Below are 17,167 nucleotides of genomic sequence, written 5' to 3'. Positions count from 1 at the left end.
TCTTCTCCTGTCTCCCTGCCGAAGGAGTTTTGGTGCCCAGACGATCAGGCGGACGACTGTTCCGCCTCCTCACGGCCGCCGTGCTGGCGGTGACCGCGTCCGTGACTGCCTCAGCGCAGTCCACCGCCACGGCCGCGCCGGGCAGTCCGGCGCTCACCCCACCGCTGGGGTGGAACAGCTGGAACAGCTTCGGGTGCGGGGTCACCGAGGCCCAGGTCCGCCAGGCCGCCGACGCGATGGTGTCCTCGGGTATGCGGGACGCCGGCTACCGGTACGTGGTGGTCGACGACTGCTGGTTCGACCCGCAGCGTGATGCGCAGGGCAACCTGCGGGCCAACCCGGCGAAGTTCCCGAGCGGGATGAAGGCCCTCGGGGACTACATCCACGGCAAGGGCCTGAAGTTCGGCATCTACCAGGTGCCGGGCGAGCGCACCTGCGCGCAGACCGTGGGCACTTACCCGGGCTCCACCGGCAGCAGGGGCCACGAGGTCCAGGACGCCGCCACGTTCGCCACGTGGGGGGTCGACTACCTCAAGTACGACTGGTGTTCCTCGAGCGGCACGCGTGACGAGCAGGTCGCGCGGTTCAAGCTGATGCGTGATGCTTTGCGCGCCACCGGTCGGCCGATCGTCTACAGCATCAACCCCAACAGCTTCCACGCCATCACAGGGTCCACGTACAACTGGGGCGAGGTCGCCGACCTGTGGCGGACGACCGAGGACCTGCTCGACATCTGGCAGAACGGCAACACCAACAGCTACCCGATGGGCGTCGGCAACGTCCTGGACGTCAATGCGCCGCTGGCCGCACAGTCCGGCCCGGGGCACTGGAACGACCCCGACATGCTGGTCGTCGGCCGCCCCGGCCTGTCGCTGACCGAGTCCCGTTCCCACTTCGCCCTGTGGGCGCTGATGAGTGCCCCGCTGATGGCCGGCAACGACATCCGTACGATGTCCGCCGACGTCAGCGCCATCCTGCGCAACCCGCGCCTGCTGGCGGTGAACCAGGACTCCCTGGGCGCGGGCGGACGCAGGGTGCGCGACGACGGCAACGCCGAGGTGTTCGCCAAGCCGCTGGCGGACGGTTCGGTCGCGGTGGGGCTGTTCAACCGGAGTGGAAGCGCGACGACGGTCACCACGACGGCCGCCCAGATCGGCCTGACCGGCGGTCCGTTCACCCTCACCGACCTGTGGACCGGCGGCACTGCGGGCACGTCCGGGCAGATCTCGGCGAGCGTCCCCGCGCACGGCGTCGCCGTGTACCGGGTGAGCGGTGGCAGCCCGTCGGCCGCCACCACCTCACGCCTGCGGGGCAACCCCTCCGGCCGCTGCGTGGACGTGGACAACGCCTCCACGGCCGCCGGCGCCGCGACTCTGCTGTGGGACTGTCACACGGCCGCCAACCAGCTGTGGACCACATGGGCGGGCGGCGAGATCCGCGTCTACGGCGACAAGTGCCTGGACGCCTACAACCAGGGCACCACCAACGGCACCCGTGTCATCACCTGGCCCTGCAACGGCCAGAACAACCAGAAGTGGACCGTCGGCTCCGACGGCTCGATCCGCAACGTCCACTCCGGACTGTGCCTCGACGCCAATGAGGCCGGCACCGTCAACGGGACCCCGCTGGTGCTGTGGACCTGCAACGGCCAGGCCAACCAGAAGTGGGCCCGCGCGTGAACCTCGCCGACAACGGTGTGCCAGATCACCTGCTCGCCAGGTGGGCCGGGCACCCGAACGTGAGAACGGCGAAGAAGTGGTACGTGACGCCAAACGGAGCGGACCTGCTTCCGGCCGGGCGCCCTGGGGCCCAGGTAGGAGGTGATCACCGGGAGGTCCCCTGGGCATCGAGTCCTTCCCGCGCACCCAGGCGTACGACGAACGCCGCACCCAGGAGGGCAGGAGCCGGCGTGAGATCATCCGATGTCGCGAGCGGTATACCGCTCGCGAGGTCTTCAATCCGGTCGGACCGGTTCCCCGCGCCCCCGCGTTATAAGGGCGTCCGTGAGACGTGAGAGGGTCTGGGGCGTGAGCGAGACACCACCCAACACCCTGCAATACCGCTTTGACGGGCCGGAAGACGCTCCGGTTCTGATCCTGGGTCCCTCGCTGGGTACCACCTGGCACATGTGGGACCGGCAGGTCCCCGAGCTGACCAGACAGTGGCGTGTGTTCCGGTTCGATCTGCCGGGGCACGGAGGCGCCCCCGCGCATCCCGCCGGCTCGGTCGGTGAGCTGACCGGGCGGCTGCTCGCCACCCTCGAGGGGCTCGGCGTACAGCGGTTCGGGTACGCCGGGTGTGCGCTCGGGGGTGCCGTCGGGATCGAGCTGGCGCTGCGTCACCCCGAGCGTCTCGCGTCGCTGGCGCTGCTCGCCGCCTCGCCCCGCTTCGGTACGGCGGACGAGTTCCGCCGGCGCGGGGTGATCGTACGGACCAACGGGCTCGACCCCATCGCCCGCTCCGCGCCCGAACGCTGGTTCACCGGCGGCTTCGCGGCAGCGCAGCCCGCGATCACCGAGTGGGCCGTGCAGATGGTGCGCACCACCGACCCCGGCTGCTACATCGCCGCCTGTGAGGCACTGGCCTCGTTCGACGCGCGGGCCGGGCTCGGCAGCGTCGGGGTGCCGACGCTGGTGCTGGTCGGCTCCGAGGACCAGGTCACCGGCCCCGCCGAGGCCCGAACGCTGGTCGCCGGGATCCCGGACGCGCGGCTCGCCGTCGTACCCGGGGCCTCCCACCTGGTGCCGGTGGAGCAGCCGGCCGCCGTCACCGACCTGCTGGTACGGCACTTCTCGACGGCCTGGCAGCCCGCCTACGACACCGCCACCGGCCAGACCGCGCTGCCCGCCGCGATGGTGCAGCCGGTGCTCGCCGCCCCGCCGCAGCCCGTGCCCGTCGCAGAGATCGCCCCGGCCGTCCCGGCGCAGGGGACACCCGCCGCGTCCGACCCGTACGACACCGGGCTCAAGGTCCGCCGGGAGGTGCTGGGGGACGCGCACGTCGACCGGATCCTGGCCGAGGCCGACGACTTCTCGGGAGACTTCCAGGAACTCGTCACCCGCTACGCCTGGGGCGAGGTCTGGGACCGGCCCGGACTCGACCGGCGCACCCGCAGCTGTGTCACCCTCACCGCCCTCGTCGCCGGTGGTCATCTGGACGAGCTCGCCTTCCACACCCGGGCCGCCCTGCGCAACGGCCTCACCCCGGACGAGATCAAGGAGGTGCTGCTCCAGGCCGCCGTCTACTGCGGCATCCCGGCGGCGAACGCCGCCTTCCGGGTGGCCCAGCGGGTCGTCCGCGAGGAGACCACGCCCCAGGAGTAGGCCACGCCCCGCGCGGGCGCACAGGCGTGCGAGGCAGGATGGAAGCATGAAGCTCACGAAGAAGTCGCACGCCTGCGTCCGTCTCGAGAAGGACGGCCGTGTCCTCGTCCTCGACCCCGGGATGCTCAGCGAACAGGACGCGGCCCTCGGCGCGGACGCCGTCCTGATCACCCACGAGCACCCCGACCACTTCGACGAGAACCGGCTGCGGACCGCCCTGGAGGCCAACCCGGCCGCCGAGATCTGGACCCTGAGGTCGGTCGCGGAACAGCTCTCCGCGGCCTTCCCGGGCCGGGTGCACACCGTCGGCCACGGCGACACCTTCACCGCCGCCGGCTTCGACGTCCAGGTCCACGGCGAACTCCACGCGGTGATCCACCCGGACATCCCGCGCGTCACCAACGTCGGCTACCTCGTCGACGACGGCAAGCTCTTCCACCCCGGCGACGCGCTCACCGTCCCCGACCGGCCGGTCGAGACGCTGATGCTGCCCGTCATGGCCCCCTGGAACAAGATCTCCGAGGTCATCGACTACGTCCGCGAGCTGAAGCCGCAGCGCGCCTACGACATTCACGACGCCCTCCTCACCGACCTCGCCCGCCCGGTCTACGACCGCCAGATCGGCGCCCTCGGCGGCGCCGAGCACCTGCGGCTCGCACCGGGTGGTTCCGCCGAGCTGTGAGAAGGCGGGCCGGCGTTGTCATAGGTGCCGGGTAGGTTGGGGAACATGCGCATCGCGACCTGGAACGTGAACTCGATCACCGCCCGCCTGCCGAGGCTCCTGGCCTGGCTGGAGAGCAGCGGCACGGACGTACTGTGCCTCCAGGAGGCCAAGGTCGCCGAGGAGCAGTTCCCGGTCGAACAGCTGCGCGAGCTGGGCTATGAGTCGGCCGTGCACGCCACCGGCCGGTGGAACGGCGTGGCGGTGCTCTCCCGCGTCGGCCTCGCGGACGTCGTCAAGGGCCTGCCGGGCGATCCCGGCTACGACGGCTCCGTGGAGCCCCGCGCCGTCGCCGCGACCTGCGGATCCGTGCGCGTCTGGTCGGTCTACGTGCCGAACGGCCGCGAGGTGGACCACCCGCACTACGCGTACAAGCTCCAGTGGCTGGAGGCCCTGAAGGCCGCCGTCGCCGGTGACGCGGCGGGCGGCCGCCCGTTCGCGGTCCTCGGGGACTACAACATCGCGCCGGCCGACGACGACGTCTACGACCGGGCCGCATTCGAGGGCGCCACCCATGTCACGCCCGCCGAGCGCGCCGCCCTGGCCTCGCTGCGCGAGTCCGGCCTCTCCGACGTCGTCCCGCGCCCCCTCAAGTACGACCATCCGTACACGTACTGGGACTACCGCCAGCTCTGCTTCCCCAAGAACCGGGGCATGCGCATCGACCTGGTGTACGGCAACGAGCCCTTCGCGAAGGCCGTCAAGGACTCCTACGTGGACCGCGAGGAGCGCAAGGGCAAGGGCGCCTCCGACCACGCACCGGTCGTCGTCGACCTCGAGGTGTAGCCGCCCGCCGCCCGCCGACCCTGCGCGCCTGTGGTGCACATGGCGGCACGGATGACAGGCTGGTGGGATGAACATCCCCTTCCTGGGCAGCCGGCGCCGGAAAGCGGGGGTACCCGATCCCGAGGGCATCGCGGAACTCCTCGCCGAGTGCGAACTCCTGCGCTCCCAGGCGTACCGGGAGGGTGTCCGACTCGACGACTCCCAGGCCTCGTTGGAGGCGCTGGACCAGCTGGTGCCGCGCTGGCGGGACGACGAGGAGACCTCGGACTGGCTGGGCAACGACGCGGGACTGTATCTCGGCACCGTCATCGTGCGCACCGTCGCGGGGGCCGCGTGGGAGATCCGGGCCGACGGCCAGCCGGTCGTACGGCTCACCTCGGGCCGGGAGTTCGACGTCGTGGACGCCGGACACGAATGGGCGGCCAACGGTGTGCCCGAACTGTCGCAGCTGTACGCGGAGGTCGCGGAGGCGTGAAGCCCCGGCCGGCGTGAAGTCCTGGCCCACGGCTCGGTGTTAATACGGCTAATGACCGAAGAGTGCGTGTCGCGCCAATGCGGTGATCTTGCCTGGATACCTTGCGGCGACCACCACACGGCCGAGAACGAGTAGGGGTGGGAATGGCCGGCGAACCGCTGATCGAACTGCGTGACGTCAACAAGTACTTCGGGGACCTCCATGTCCTCCAGGACATCGGGCTCACCGTGGACCGGGGCGAGGTGGTCGTGGTCATCGGCCCGTCGGGGTCGGGGAAGTCGACGCTGTGCCGGGCGATCAACCGGCTGGAGACCGTCCAGTCCGGCACGATCCTGCTCGACGGCCAGCCGCTCCCGGACGAGGGCAAGGCGCTGGCGCGGCTGCGCGCCGATGTCGGCATGGTCTTCCAGTCGTTCAACCTCTTCGCCCACCGGACCGTGCTGCAGAACGTCTCGCTGGGCCAGGTCAAGGTCCGCGGGCGCAAGAAGGAGGACGCTGACCGGCGCTCCCGGGAACTCCTCGACCGCGTCGGCGTCGCCGACCAGGCCGACAAGTACCCGGCGCAGCTCTCGGGCGGCCAGCAGCAGCGGGTGGCGATCGCGCGGGCGCTGGCGATGGAACCCAAGGCGATGCTCTTCGACGAGCCGACCTCCGCACTGGACCCGGAGATGATCAACGAGGTCCTGGAGGTCATGCGGCAACTGGCCGAGGAGGGCATGACCATGATCGTGGTCACGCACGAAATGGGCTTCGCCCGCTCCGCCGCCCACCGGGTGGTCTTCATGGCCGACGGACGGATCGTGGAGGACCGCGCACCCGACGAGTTCTTCGGCAACCCCAGCAGCGACCGGGCCAAGGACTTCCTGTCCAAGATCCTCAAGCACTGACCGGGGTGACGCCCGTAGACGTGCCCGCCCCGACCTCGACTAGGATGGTCCCTTCTTCCCGGCGGGGGAGGGGACCTCGCTCCAGGAGCGGGGACACCGCCACCGGGAGGGGCCCACCGCCCCGAGTCCACGGGGCGGCGGATCACATCGGCCAGTCCCGTCCGGCGGCAGCCGCAGATCACTGCTCGCGCGGCGGCGCGACCCGGACCACGGGCCGTCCGCCGGTGAGGAGAAGGTCAGCTGCGCGCCGGGCGGGTGGTGCTGAACGGGGTCAGTCCGCCCGGTGACTGCCCCGCGGCGCCGGAGCCGGCAGCGGCGTCTGTGCCGCCTTCGTCACCTCCTCGACCAGTTCGACCACATCGGGGCCGTACGCCTGCGAGTTGATCACCTTCAGCAGCAGTACGAAGGAGTTCGAGCCGTACTTGCGGGCGAGCCGCTCGTGGTTGCGGGCGAGATAGCGGGTCGCGGCCTGGTTGGTGATCGCGCGCTGGCCGCAGAACAGGAACACCGGCCGCATCTCGCGCCGTTCACCGGCGGTCAGCCGCGCCAGCAGAACGTACTCGGTGACCCCCGGGTCCATGCGGTAGCGCTCGGGGCCTATCTGGAAGGCGCCCCGGTCCGGGCCCGGCTCCGGATCGACGTTGACCCGCACCCCCGGCAGCATGGCCGCCATATGGGCCACCATCCGCCGGTTCGACCCCGGCCCGCCCACGCAGAACTCCGTCCGTTCGCCGAAGCCCTGGTGGGCCGCGTCCTGGGTGACCACCTGGGCGTGCGCCCCGCAGTCCTTGATCAGCGCGGAGAGCTCGAGCAGCGCGAACACGTCGAAACGGTGCACGGCCGGTTCCGCCGTCGCCGGATCGCGGTTGACGACGAGCAGGGACTCGGAGTTCTCGGGCATCCCGAAGAACGTCTGCTTGCGGCGGAGCTTGCGCTTCCACAGGTAGGTGCGGGCGATCCAGCCCAGCACGGCACTGATGCCGGCGGCCACCACGCCCAGAACGATGTTGCGCACGTCGTCACTCATGGGCGCGCATGCTAGCGGTCCCTCGCAAACCCGTGTTCGAGAGGCAGGCCGCGAAGGGCACCCGGAACGGCCGTACGGCACACCCTCCGGCCTCCCTGACGCGGGCCGGGCGACGAACTAGGCTGCGCGAACAGCCGTTTACCGGAGGTGCGGATGCGTCGCCCAGTAGCACGGAATCTCGCGGTCCTGGCGGTCGGTGCCGCCGTCCTGTCGGTGGGGGCCGCGGCCCCGCCCGCCCAGCACGGCGAACGCTCCCGGCCCACCCCGAAAGTGCCGGTGGCGGTCGGCCACGGCGGCGCGGTCTCCAGCGTCGACGCCGACGCGTCCGCCGCCGGCATCGAGGTGCTGCGCAAGGGCGGCAACGCCGTCGACGCCGCCGTCGCCACGGCCGCCGCGCTCGGCGTCACCGAGCCGTACTCGGCCGGTGTCGGCGGAGGCGGTTACTTCGTCTACTACGACGCCCGGTCCCGCACCGTGCACACCATCGACGGCCGCGAGACGGCACCGCTGACCGCCGACTCCGGACTCTTCCTCGAGAACGGCGCACCGCTCCCGTTCGCCGAGGCCGTCAGCAGCGGACTCGGCGTCGGCACCCCCGGCACGCCCGCCACCTGGCAGCGCGCGCTCGACAGTTGGGGCAAGCGCGACCTGGGGACAATCCTCGAGCCCGCCGAACGTCTCGCCCGCGACGGCTTCACCGTCGACGAGACCTTCCGCGCGCAGACCGCAGCCAACGAGACCCGCTTCCGCTACTTCCCCGACACGGCCGAGCTGTTCCTCCCGGGCGGCGCCCTTCCCGCCGTGGGCTCCACCTTCAAGAACCCTGATCTGGCCCGCACCTACAAGGAGTTGCGCCGCGAGGGCGTCGACGCCGTGTACCGGGGCGACCTCGGCCGGGAGATCGTACGGACCGTCAACAGGCCGCCCGTGGACCCGGAATCCGGCTGGAACGCCCGGCCCGGCGAACTGTCGGCGCGTGATCTCGCCGTCTACCGCGCCACGTCACAGCCGCCCACCAGGACTTCGTACCGCGGCCTGGACGTCTACTCCATCGGGCCCTCCTCCTCCGGCGGCACCACGGTCGGCGAGGCCCTCAACATCCTGGAGCGCACCAACCTTTCGAAGGCGAGCGACGTCCAGTATCTGCACCGCTCCATCGAGGCCGGCCGGATCGCGTTCGCGGACCGGGGGCGCTGGGTCGGCGACCCCGCCTTCGAGGACGTACCGACGAGGGAACTGCTCTCACAGCGGTTCGCCGACTCGCGCGCGTGCCTCATCAAGGACGACGCCGTCCTGACCAGCCCTCTCGCCCCCGGCGACCCGCGCCACCCCCGCCCCTGCGCCACGGACGGCAAGGCCGCCCCGACGACGTACGAGGGGGAGAGCACCACCCATCTCACCACCGCCGACCGGTGGGGCAACGTCGTCGCCTACACGCTCACCATCGAGCAGACCGGCGGCAGCGGCATCACCGTGCCCGGCCGCGGATTCCTGCTCAACAACGAGCTGACCGACTTCTCCTTCGCCCCCGCGAACCCGGCCGTGCACGACCCGAACCTGCCCGGCCCCGGCAAGCGGCCCCGGTCGTCGATCGCGCCGACGATCGTGCTCGACCGGCACGACCGGCCCGTGGTGGCGCTCGGCTCACCCGGCGGCTCCACCATCATCACCACCGTGCTGCAGACCCTCACCGGGTTCCTCGACCGCGGACTGCCCCTGGTCGACGCGATCGCCGCACCGCGCGCCAGCCAGCGCAACACCGCGCAGACCGACCTCGAACCCGGGCTGTACGACAGCGAGTTGCGGCAGCGCCTCAAGGCCATCGGGCACTCGTTCCGGGAGAACCCGGAGATCGGCGCCGCCACGGCCGTCCAGCGGCTGCCGGACGGCAGATGGCTCGCGGCGGCGGAGAGGGTCCGCCGGGGCGGCGGCTCCGCGATGGTTGTCCGGCCCTAGTCGGACGGGGGCGCCGGCGTTTCCCGCGTAAGGAACGCCAGGCGCCCGTTCTCCGTGTCCACCGTCACCCGGTCGCCCTCCTGGACCCGGCCGTCCAGCAGCAGCCGGGACAGCTGGTTGTCGACCTCGCGCTGGATGGTGCGGCGCAGCGGCCGGGCGCCGTACTCGGGCTGGTAGCCGCGCTCGGCGAGCCAGTCCACGGCCGCGTCGGTGAAGTCGACCGCGACGCCCCGGCCCTTCAGGCCGCGCCGGGTGCTCTCCAGCAGCAGGTCGGTGATCCGCCGCAGCTCCTCGGCGGTCAGCTGGCGGAACACCACGATCTCGTCGATCCGGTTCAGGAACTCGGGCCGGAAGTGCTCCCGCAGCGGCCGCAGGACCTGCTCCCGGCGTGCCTCCTCGTCCGTGTCCGCCCCGCCGGACGCGAACCCCAGGGTCGCGCCGCGCCGCGTGATCGCCTCGGAACCGAGGTTGCTGGTCATCACGATCACGGCGTTGGTGAAGTCCACCGTCCGGCCCTGCGAGTCGGTCAGCCGGCCGTCGTCGAGGACCTGGAGCAGGATGTTGAAGACGTCCGGGTGCGCCTTCTCCACCTCGTCGAGCAGCAGCAGCGAGTACGGATGCCGGCGCACCACCTCGGTCAGCTGCCCGGCCTCCTCGTGCCCCACATAGCCGGGCGGGGCACCGACGAGCCGGCTGACCGTGTGCCGCTCCTGGTACTCGCTCATGTCGAGGCGCACCATCCGGTCCTCGCTGCCGAACAGCACCTCGGCGAGCGCCCGCGCCAGCTCCGTCTTGCCGACGCCGGTCGGCCCGAGGAACAGGAAGCTGCCGATCGGCCGGTCGGGGCTGGCGAGCCCCGCGCGGGAGCGCAGTACGGCGTCCGAGACGACCCGTACGGCCTCGTCCTGGCCGACGACACGCTGGTGCAGATGCTGCTCCAGGCCCAGCAGCCGGTCCTTCTCCTCCTCGGTGAGGCGGCTGACGGGGATGCCCGTCTGCCGGGCCACCACCTCGGCGATCGACTCGGAGTCCACCCACAGGCTCTGGCCCTCGTCGACCTCGTCCTCGCCACCGGTCTGGGCGATCCGCTGCCTCAGCTCCACGATGCGGTCCCGCAGCTGGGTGGCCTGCTCGTACTGCTCGTCGGCGACCGCCTGGTCCTTGTCGCAGGTCAGCTGCTCGACCTCGCGCTCCAGGGCCCGTACGTCCGTGCCCTTGGTCCTGGCCCGCAGCCGTACCCGGGCGCCGGCCTGGTCGATCAGGTCGATGGCCTTGTCCGGCAGGCGGCGGTCGCTGAGATAGCGGTCGGACAGCTCCACGGCCGCGAGCAGGGCCTCGTCGGTGTAGCGGACCTGGTGGTGCGCCTCGTAGCGGTCCCGCAGGCCGCGCAGGATCTCGACCGCGTCGGCGGGTGTCGGCTCCGGCACCATGATCGGCTGGAAGCGGCGGGCCAGCGCGGCGTCCTTCTCGATCCGGCGGTACTCCTCGAGGGTGGTCGCGCCCACGATGTGCAGTTCGCCGCGGGAGAGGGCCGGTTTGAGGATGTTGCCGGCGTCCATCGAGCCGCCCTCGCCTCCGCCTCCGGCGCCGACGACGGTGTGCAGCTCGTCGATGAAGATGATCAGCTGGTCGGAGTGGGTGCGGATCTCCTCGACGATGTGGGTCATCCGCTCCTCGAAGTCTCCCCGGTAGCGGGTGCCGGCGACCACGGCCGTCAGGTCGAGGGCGATCACGCGCCGTCCGAGGAGTATGTCGGGTACGTCGCCCTCCGCGATCCGCTGGGCGAGCCCCTCCACGACGGCGGTCTTGCCGACGCCGGCGTCGCCGATCAGCACGGGGTTGTTCTTGCCGCGCCGGGAGAGCACCTCGACGGTCTGTTCGATCTCGTCGTCGCGTCCGATCACCGGGTCGATACGGCCCTCGCGGGCGAGCGCGGTGAGGTCGCGGCCGTACTTGTCAAGGGTGGGGGTGCCGGTCGCGGGGCGGGGGCGTTCGGCGCGGGACTGCTGGGCCGCCTCGGGGGCCTCCGGGGGACCGGTGGGGGCGAAGCGTGCCGCGTTGAGGATGTGTCCCGCGGCCGAGTCGGGGTTGGCGGCGAGGGCGGTGAGCACGTGCTCGGGGCCGATGTAGCCGGCGCCGGACGCCCTGGCCATCTCGTGCGCGTCCAGCAGGGCGCGTTTGACGGCGGGGGTGAGGGAGAGCGAGGTCGGGGGAGGGGCGTCGCCGGGGCCGTGCTGTATGGGGCCGGAGCGGTCGTCGATCTGGGACGCCAGGGAGTCGGGGTCCGCGCCGGAGCGGGTGAGCAGGCTCCGGGTGGGTTCGGCGGCGAGGGCGGCGCGCAGGAGGTGCTGGGTGTCGAGGTCGCGGCTGCCGTGTTCGGCGGCGTACTGGGCGGCGCCGCGGACCAGTTCTCTGGCGGGCTGGCTGAGGAGTCGGCCTATGTCGATCTGGCGGGGGCGTTGGCCGCCGAAGAATCGGGCGAGGAATTCTGCGAAGGGGTCGCCCTCCGGGCCGACGAAGTCGCTCGTCATCGTCATCCGTTCCTTCGCTGGGTCGGCGTGCCGGGGGCGGGTAACCGGTGGGGGCCGGCTCATGCCCACGATGACACGAACTTTTTGGGTGGGCATGTCCAGGTTGGGGGTGGTGCTGGGGCGGGCCCCGGGGGAGGCCGGGTTCGCTCCCGCAGGGGCACGTCCGGTGCTTGCGGGGTGCCGCGCGTTGGCGTGGGGCGGGGGGTGTTCGCGCGGCCCGGCGTTTGCGGGGTGCCGTCGCGCCCACCCGTGCCGCCCCAGCGGCACGACTGCCCGCGGAGGGCGGGGGCGTGGGGTGCGGTTGCCTGCGCGGGGGTGGAGGGGCGGGGGTGGGGTTTGCCGTCTCAGCGGCATGGCTGCCTGCGGAGGGCGGGGGCGTGGGGTGCGGTTGCCTGCGCGGGGGTGGAGGGGAGGGGGTGGGGTTTGCCGTCTCAGCGGCATGGCTGCCTGCGGAGGGCGGGGGCGTGGGGTGCGGTGGCCTGCGCGGGGGCGGAGGGGCGGGGGTGGGGTTTGCCGTCTCAGCGGCATGACTGCCCGCGGGGGCGGAGGCGTGTGGTGCGGTTGCCCGCGTTGGCGGTGTGGCTGCCCGCGGAGGGGTGGGGGCGCCGCCCCTGGCGGTGCGATGGGTCGCGGGGGCGCCGGGGCGGCGTGATGGTCAGGGGCGGGTTGTGAGGATTCGGGGGCCCGAGTCCGTGATCGCCACCGTGTGTTCCACATGGGCCGCTCGGGTGGCGTCGTTGGTGCGGAGGGTCCAGCCGTCCGGGGCTGTGTGGTAGGTGTCCGTGCCGCCCGAGATGAGCATGGGCTCGATCGCCAGGCACATGCCGTGGCGCAGCGGCATGCCCCGGCCGGGCCGGCCCTCGTTCGGGACGCCCGGGTCCTCGTGCATGCGGCGGCCGATGCCATGGCCGCCGAAGTCCTCCATGATGCCGTAGCCCCCGCTACGGCACACCGTGCCGATCGCGTGCGCGATGTCGCCGATGCGGTTGCCGACGACGGCCGCCTCGATGCCCGCCGCGAGCGCCCGCTCGGCCGTCTCGACCAGCCGTACGTCGGCCGGACGTGGCGTACCCACGATGAAACTGATCGCCGAGTCCCCGGCCCAGCCGCCCAGTTGGGCACCGCAGTCGATGGAGACCAGGTCCCCGTCGCGCAGCCGGTAGCCGTCCGGGACGCCGTGCACGATCGCGTCGTTGACGGAGGCGCAGATCACCGCCGGGAACGGCGTCGACGCGAACGAGGGGCGGTAGCCCAGGAAGGGCGAGGTCGCGCCCGCCCCCCGCAGCACGCCCCGTGCCACCTCGTCCAGTTCCAGCAGGGAAACGCCCACGTCGGCGGCGTCCCGGACGGCCGTCAGCGCACGCGCGACGACCTGCCCCGCCTCGTACATGGCATCGATCGATGTGTCGGTCTTCAGCTCCACCATGCCAATTACTATACCGGTATTAGAATGGGTGCCATGGTGCGCACCCCCTTGACCCCCGAAGAGCGCGAACGCGGCGAGCGGCTCGGCAGACTGCTGCGCGAGGCGCGTGGCGGCCGCAGCATGACCCAGATCGCGGCGGACGCCGGCATCTCCGCCGAGACCCTCCGCAAGATCGAGACGGGGCGGGCCCCGACCCCCGCCTTCTTCACGGTCGCCGCGCTGGCCGGCGCGCTCGGCCTGTCCATGGACGACCTCCTGGGACGCTGCGCGGAGGCGGCCCCGAAGGAGCGGGCCGCCGCCTGAGTCCGGCGGGCTCACCCACCGGAGTGCTGAAACCCGGCCGCTTCAGCGGGTTCACGGCGATGGTCTTGGCAAGTCCGCCCCGGAGGCTTACGTTCGTCCCTCTACGGCCGTTTCTACGGGCGTAGAGGCTCTGACGTCGTGTCGAAGGAGCAGCTCATGGCCAACGTCGTACGCGCCGCTCTGGTCCAGGCCACCTGGACCGGTGACACCGAGTCCATGCTGGCGAAACACGAGGAGCACGCCCGGGAGGCGGCCCGCCGGGGCGCCAGGGTCATCGGGTTCCAGGAGGTGTTCAACGCCCCCTACTTCTGCCAGGTCCAGGACCCCGAGCACTACCGCTGGGCCGAGCCCGTGCCCGACGGACCGACCGTCAGCCGGATGCGGGAGCTGGCCCGCGAGACCGGCATGGTGATCGTCGTGCCGGTGTTCGAGGTCGAGCAGTCGGGCTTCTACTACAACACCGCCGCCGTGATCGACGCCGACGGCACCGTCCTCGGCAAGTACCGCAAGCATCACATCCCCCAGGTCAAGGGCTTCTGGGAGAAGTTCTACTTCCGGCCCGGCAACCTCGGCTGGCCGGTCTTCGAGACCGCCGTCGGCAAGGTCGGCGTCTACATCTGCTACGACCGCCACTTCCCCGAGGGTTGGCGGCAACTCGGCATCAACGGCGCCCAGTTGGTGTACAACCCGTCCGCCACCCACCGCGGCCTCTCGTCCCACCTGTGGCGGCTGGAACAGCCGGCGGCGGCCGTCGCCAACGAGTACTTCATCGCGGCGATCAACCGGGTGGGCCAGGAGGAGTACGGCGACAACGACTTCTACGGCACCTCGTACTTCGTCGACCCGCGCGGTCAGTTCGTCGGCGACGTCGCCAGCGACAGCAAGGAGGAACTCGTGGTCCGCGACCTGGACTTCGGCCTCATCGAAGAGGTGCGGCAGCAGTGGGCGTTCTACCGCGACCGCCGCCCCGACGCCTACGAGGGGCTGGTGCGGCCGTGACCGACGACCTGCTGGGCCGCCACCGCTCCGTGCTCCCCGACTGGCTCGCCCTCTACTACGAGAAGCCGCTGGAGATCACCCACGGCGAGGGCCGCCATGTCTGGGACTCCGACGGCAACCGCTACCTGGACTTCTTCGGCGGAATCCTCACCACCATGACCGCCCACGCCCTGCCCGAGGTCACCAAGGCGGTGAGCGAACAGGCCGGGCGGATCGTCCACTCCTCCACCCTCTACCTCAACCGGCCGATGGTGGAACTCGCCGAGCGCATCGCGAAGCTGAGCGGCATCCCGGACGCCCGGGTGTTCTTCACCACCTCCGGCACCGAGGCCAACGACACCGCGCTGATGCTCGCCACCACGCACCGGCGCAGCAACACGATCCTGGCGATGCGCAACAGCTACCACGGCCGCTCCTTCAGCTCCGTCGGTATCACCGGCAACCGCGGCTGGTCCCCGACCTCGCTCTCCCCGCTCCAGACGCTCTACGTCCACGGCGGTGTGCGCACCCGGGGCCCGTTCGCCGCGCTCGACGACTACGACTTCGTCGCGGCCTGCGTCGACGACCTGAAGGACCTCCTCGGCCACACCCGCCCGCCCGCCGCGCTGATCGCCGAACCGATCCAGGGCGTCGGCGGCTTCACCTCGCCGCCCGACGGACTGTACGCGGCCTTCCGCGAGGTGCTGCGGGAACACGGCGTCCTGTGGATCGCCGACGAGGTGCAGACCGGCTGGGGCCGCACCGGCGAGCACTTCTGGGGCTGGCAGGCCCACAGCCGCAGCGGGCCGCCCGACATGCTCACCTTCGCCAAGGGCATCGGCAACGGCATGTCCATCGGCGGGGTCGTCGCCCGCGCCGAGATCATGAACTGCCTGGACGCCAACAGCATCTCGACGTTCGGCGGCACCCAGATCACCATGGCCGCGGGCCTCGCCAACCTCAACTACCTGCTGGAGCACGACCTCCAGGGCAACGCCCGCCGGGTCGGCGGCCTGCTCATCGAGCGGCTGCGGGCCGCCGCCGCCCAGGTCCCCGCCGTACGCGAGGTGCGCGGGCGCGGACTGATGATCGGTATCGAACTGGCCGAGCCCGGCACCGACGAGGCCGACCCGGCGGCCGCGTCCGCCGTCCTCGAAGCGGCCCGCGAGGGCGGTCTGCTCATCGGCAAGGGCGGCGGCCACGACACCAGCGCCCTGCGCATCGCCCCGCCGCTGTCGCTCGGCGTCGCGGAGGCCGAGGAGGGCGCCGCGATCCTCGAACGCGCCCTGCTCGGCACGTCGTAGCACCGGCGCGCAGCGCTCATCAAGCTCGTAGAGAGGGAGCACCATGAGCAGCCGTACCGTCATCCGTGGTGGTCTGGTCATCACCGCCTCCGACGAGATCCACGCCGACGTCCTGATCGAGGACGGCCGTATCGCCGCCCTCGCCGCCTCCGCCACCAGGGCCGCCGAGGCCTTCACCGCCGACCGGACCATCGACGCCACCGGCAAGTACGTCATCCCGGGCGGGGTCGACGCCCACACCCACATGGAGCTGCCGTTCGGCGGCACCTTCGCCTCCGACACCTTCGAGACCGGCACCCGGGCCGCCGCCTGGGGCGGCACCACCACCGTCGTGGACTTCGCCGTACAGACCGTCGGACAGTCCCTGCGCCAGGGCCTGGACACCTGGCACGCCAAGGCCGAGGGCACCTGCGCCATCGACTACGGCTTCCACATGATCGTCTCGGACGTGAACCAGGAGACGCTCAAGGAGATGGACCTGCTGGTGGAGGAAGGCGTCACCTCCTTCAAGCAGTTCATGGCCTACCCCGGAGTCTTCTACTCCGACGACGGTCAGATCCTGCGCGCCATGCAGCGCTCCGCCGAGAACGGCGGGCTGATCATGATGCACGCCGAGAACGGCATCGCCATCGACGTGCTCGTCGAACAGGCCCTCGCCCGCGGCGAGACCGACCCCCGCTTCCACGGAGAGGTCCGCAAGGCCCTTCTGGAGGCCGAGGCCACCCACCGTGCCATCCGGCTCGCCCAGGTCGCCGGCGCCCCGCTGTACGTCGTGCACGTCTCCGCGACGGAGGCGGTCGCCGAGCTGACCAGGGCCCGCGACGAGGGGCTGAACGTCTTCGGCGAGACCTGCCCCCAGTACCTGTTCCTGTCCACCGACAACCTCGCCGAGCCGGACTTCGAGGGTGCCAAGTACGTGTGCAGCACCCCGCTCAGGCCGAAGGAGCACCAGAACGCGCTGTGGCGGGGGCTGCGTACCAACGACCTCCAAGTGGTCTCCACCGACCACTGCCCGTTCTGCTTCACGGGCCAGAAGGACCTCGGCCGGGGCGACTTCTCCAAGATCCCCAACGGTCTCCCGGGCGTCGAGAACCGCATGGACCTGCTCCACCAGGCCGTCCTCGACGGGCACATCTCCCGCCGCCGCTGGATCGAGATCGCCTGCGCCACCCCGGCCCGGATGTTCGGTCTGTACCCGAAGAAGGGCACCATCACGCCTGGCGCGGACGCCGACGTCGTCGTCTACGACCCGGCCGCCGAACAGGTCATGTCCGCCGGCACCCACCACATGAACGTCGACTACTCGGCGTACGAGGGCAAACGGGTCACCGGACGCGTCGAGACCGTCCTCTCGCGTGGTGTTCCCGTCATCACCGACCGGGAGTACACCGGGCGGGCCGGGCATGGCGTCTACACCCCGCGGTCCACCTGTCAGTACCTCACCTAGGAG

General features: G+C 71.4%; 14 protein-coding genes. 11 read left to right on the top strand and 3 right to left on the bottom strand.

From position 1 onward, the window contains the following. The first annotated feature begins 32 nt into the window (after positions 1-32). From ACGFR9_RS02025 to ACGFR9_RS02000, 6 genes are all read left to right on the top strand, one after another. Positions 33-1,679, top strand: coding sequence for a glycoside hydrolase family 27 protein (locus ACGFR9_RS02025; RefSeq protein WP_393201981.1), 1,647 nt, complete (start codon positions 33-35; stop codon positions 1,677-1,679). 348 nt (positions 1,680-2,027) lie between these two features. Further along, entirely contained in the window at positions 2,028-3,323 is a 1,296-nt protein-coding gene (pcaC, locus tag ACGFR9_RS02020; RefSeq protein WP_393201979.1) for a 4-carboxymuconolactone decarboxylase, read from the top strand. 46 nt (positions 3,324-3,369) lie between these two features. Beyond that, the gene (locus tag ACGFR9_RS02015; RefSeq protein WP_393201977.1) at positions 3,370-4,005 is read left to right on the top strand and encodes an MBL fold metallo-hydrolase; all 636 of its coding nucleotides are present in this window, start codon (positions 3,370-3,372) and stop codon (positions 4,003-4,005) included. A 45-nt stretch (positions 4,006-4,050) separates the two neighbouring features. After that, positions 4,051-4,830 (top strand): exodeoxyribonuclease III, encoded by a 780-nt coding sequence (locus ACGFR9_RS02010; RefSeq protein WP_030211981.1) that lies wholly within the window; start codon positions 4,051-4,053, stop codon positions 4,828-4,830. 67 nt (positions 4,831-4,897) lie between these two features. Beyond that, positions 4,898-5,305 carry a DUF6278 family protein gene (locus ACGFR9_RS02005; protein WP_393201975.1) on the top strand — a complete coding sequence of 136 codons (408 nt, stop codon included), beginning with the start codon at positions 4,898-4,900 and terminating at the stop codon, positions 5,303-5,305. Positions 5,306-5,448: 143 nt separating this feature from the next. After that, on the top strand, positions 5,449-6,192 hold the full coding sequence (locus ACGFR9_RS02000; RefSeq protein ID WP_393201973.1) for an amino acid ABC transporter ATP-binding protein: 744 nt from the start codon (positions 5,449-5,451) through the stop codon (positions 6,190-6,192). 271 nt (positions 6,193-6,463) lie between these two features. On the opposite strand, the gene ACGFR9_RS01995 is transcribed toward ACGFR9_RS02000, so the two are convergent. Then, complete coding sequence (locus ACGFR9_RS01995; protein WP_393201971.1) at positions 6,464-7,219, bottom strand: hypothetical protein; 756 nt, start codon at positions 7,217-7,219, stop codon at positions 6,464-6,466. 153 nt (positions 7,220-7,372) lie between these two features. Here ACGFR9_RS01995 and ggt point away from each other — a divergent pair, with 153 nt between their 5' ends. After that, entirely contained in the window at positions 7,373-9,175 is a 1,803-nt protein-coding gene (gene ggt / locus ACGFR9_RS01990) for a gamma-glutamyltransferase (protein WP_393201969.1), read from the top strand. On the opposite strand, the gene ACGFR9_RS01985 is transcribed toward ggt, so the two are convergent. Continuing rightward, complete coding sequence (locus ACGFR9_RS01985; RefSeq protein ID WP_393202746.1) at positions 9,172-11,706, bottom strand: ATP-dependent Clp protease ATP-binding subunit; 2,535 nt, start codon at positions 11,704-11,706, stop codon at positions 9,172-9,174. The two genes, ggt and ACGFR9_RS01985, sit on opposite strands and share 4 nt — an antisense overlap. Positions 11,707-12,361: 655 nt before the next feature. After that, positions 12,362-13,132 carry a type I methionyl aminopeptidase gene (map, locus tag ACGFR9_RS01980; protein WP_393201967.1) on the bottom strand — a complete coding sequence of 257 codons (771 nt, stop codon included), beginning with the start codon at positions 13,130-13,132 and terminating at the stop codon, positions 12,362-12,364. Between the two features lie 33 nt (positions 13,133-13,165). Between map and ACGFR9_RS01975 the strand changes: the two genes are divergently transcribed. The 4 genes from ACGFR9_RS01975 (at position 13,166) to hydA (ending at position 17,164) form a co-directional block, all read left to right on the top strand. Then, entirely contained in the window at positions 13,166-13,435 is a 270-nt protein-coding gene (locus tag ACGFR9_RS01975; protein WP_393201966.1) for a helix-turn-helix domain-containing protein, read from the top strand. 156 nt (positions 13,436-13,591) lie between these two features. Further along, entirely contained in the window at positions 13,592-14,434 is an 843-nt protein-coding gene (locus ACGFR9_RS01970) for a nitrilase-related carbon-nitrogen hydrolase (protein ID WP_393201964.1), read from the top strand. After that, entirely contained in the window at positions 14,431-15,717 is a 1,287-nt protein-coding gene (locus ACGFR9_RS01965; protein WP_393201962.1) for an aspartate aminotransferase family protein, read from the top strand. The genes ACGFR9_RS01970 and ACGFR9_RS01965 overlap by 4 nt, the downstream gene beginning before the upstream one ends. A gap of 43 nt (positions 15,718-15,760) precedes the next feature. Further along, positions 15,761-17,164 (top strand): dihydropyrimidinase, encoded by a 1,404-nt coding sequence (gene hydA / locus ACGFR9_RS01960; protein ID WP_393201960.1) that lies wholly within the window; start codon positions 15,761-15,763, stop codon positions 17,162-17,164. Positions 17,165-17,167: the final 3 nt, after the last annotated feature.

The sequence above is a fragment of the Streptomyces sp. NPDC048584 genome (genome assembly GCF_043199595.1).
GTDB lineage: Bacteria > Actinomycetota > Actinomycetes > Streptomycetales > Streptomycetaceae > Streptomyces > Streptomyces edwardsiae.
Note: the sequence above shows the minus strand (reverse complement) of the source record. Positions and strands in the feature narration are given on the sequence as shown.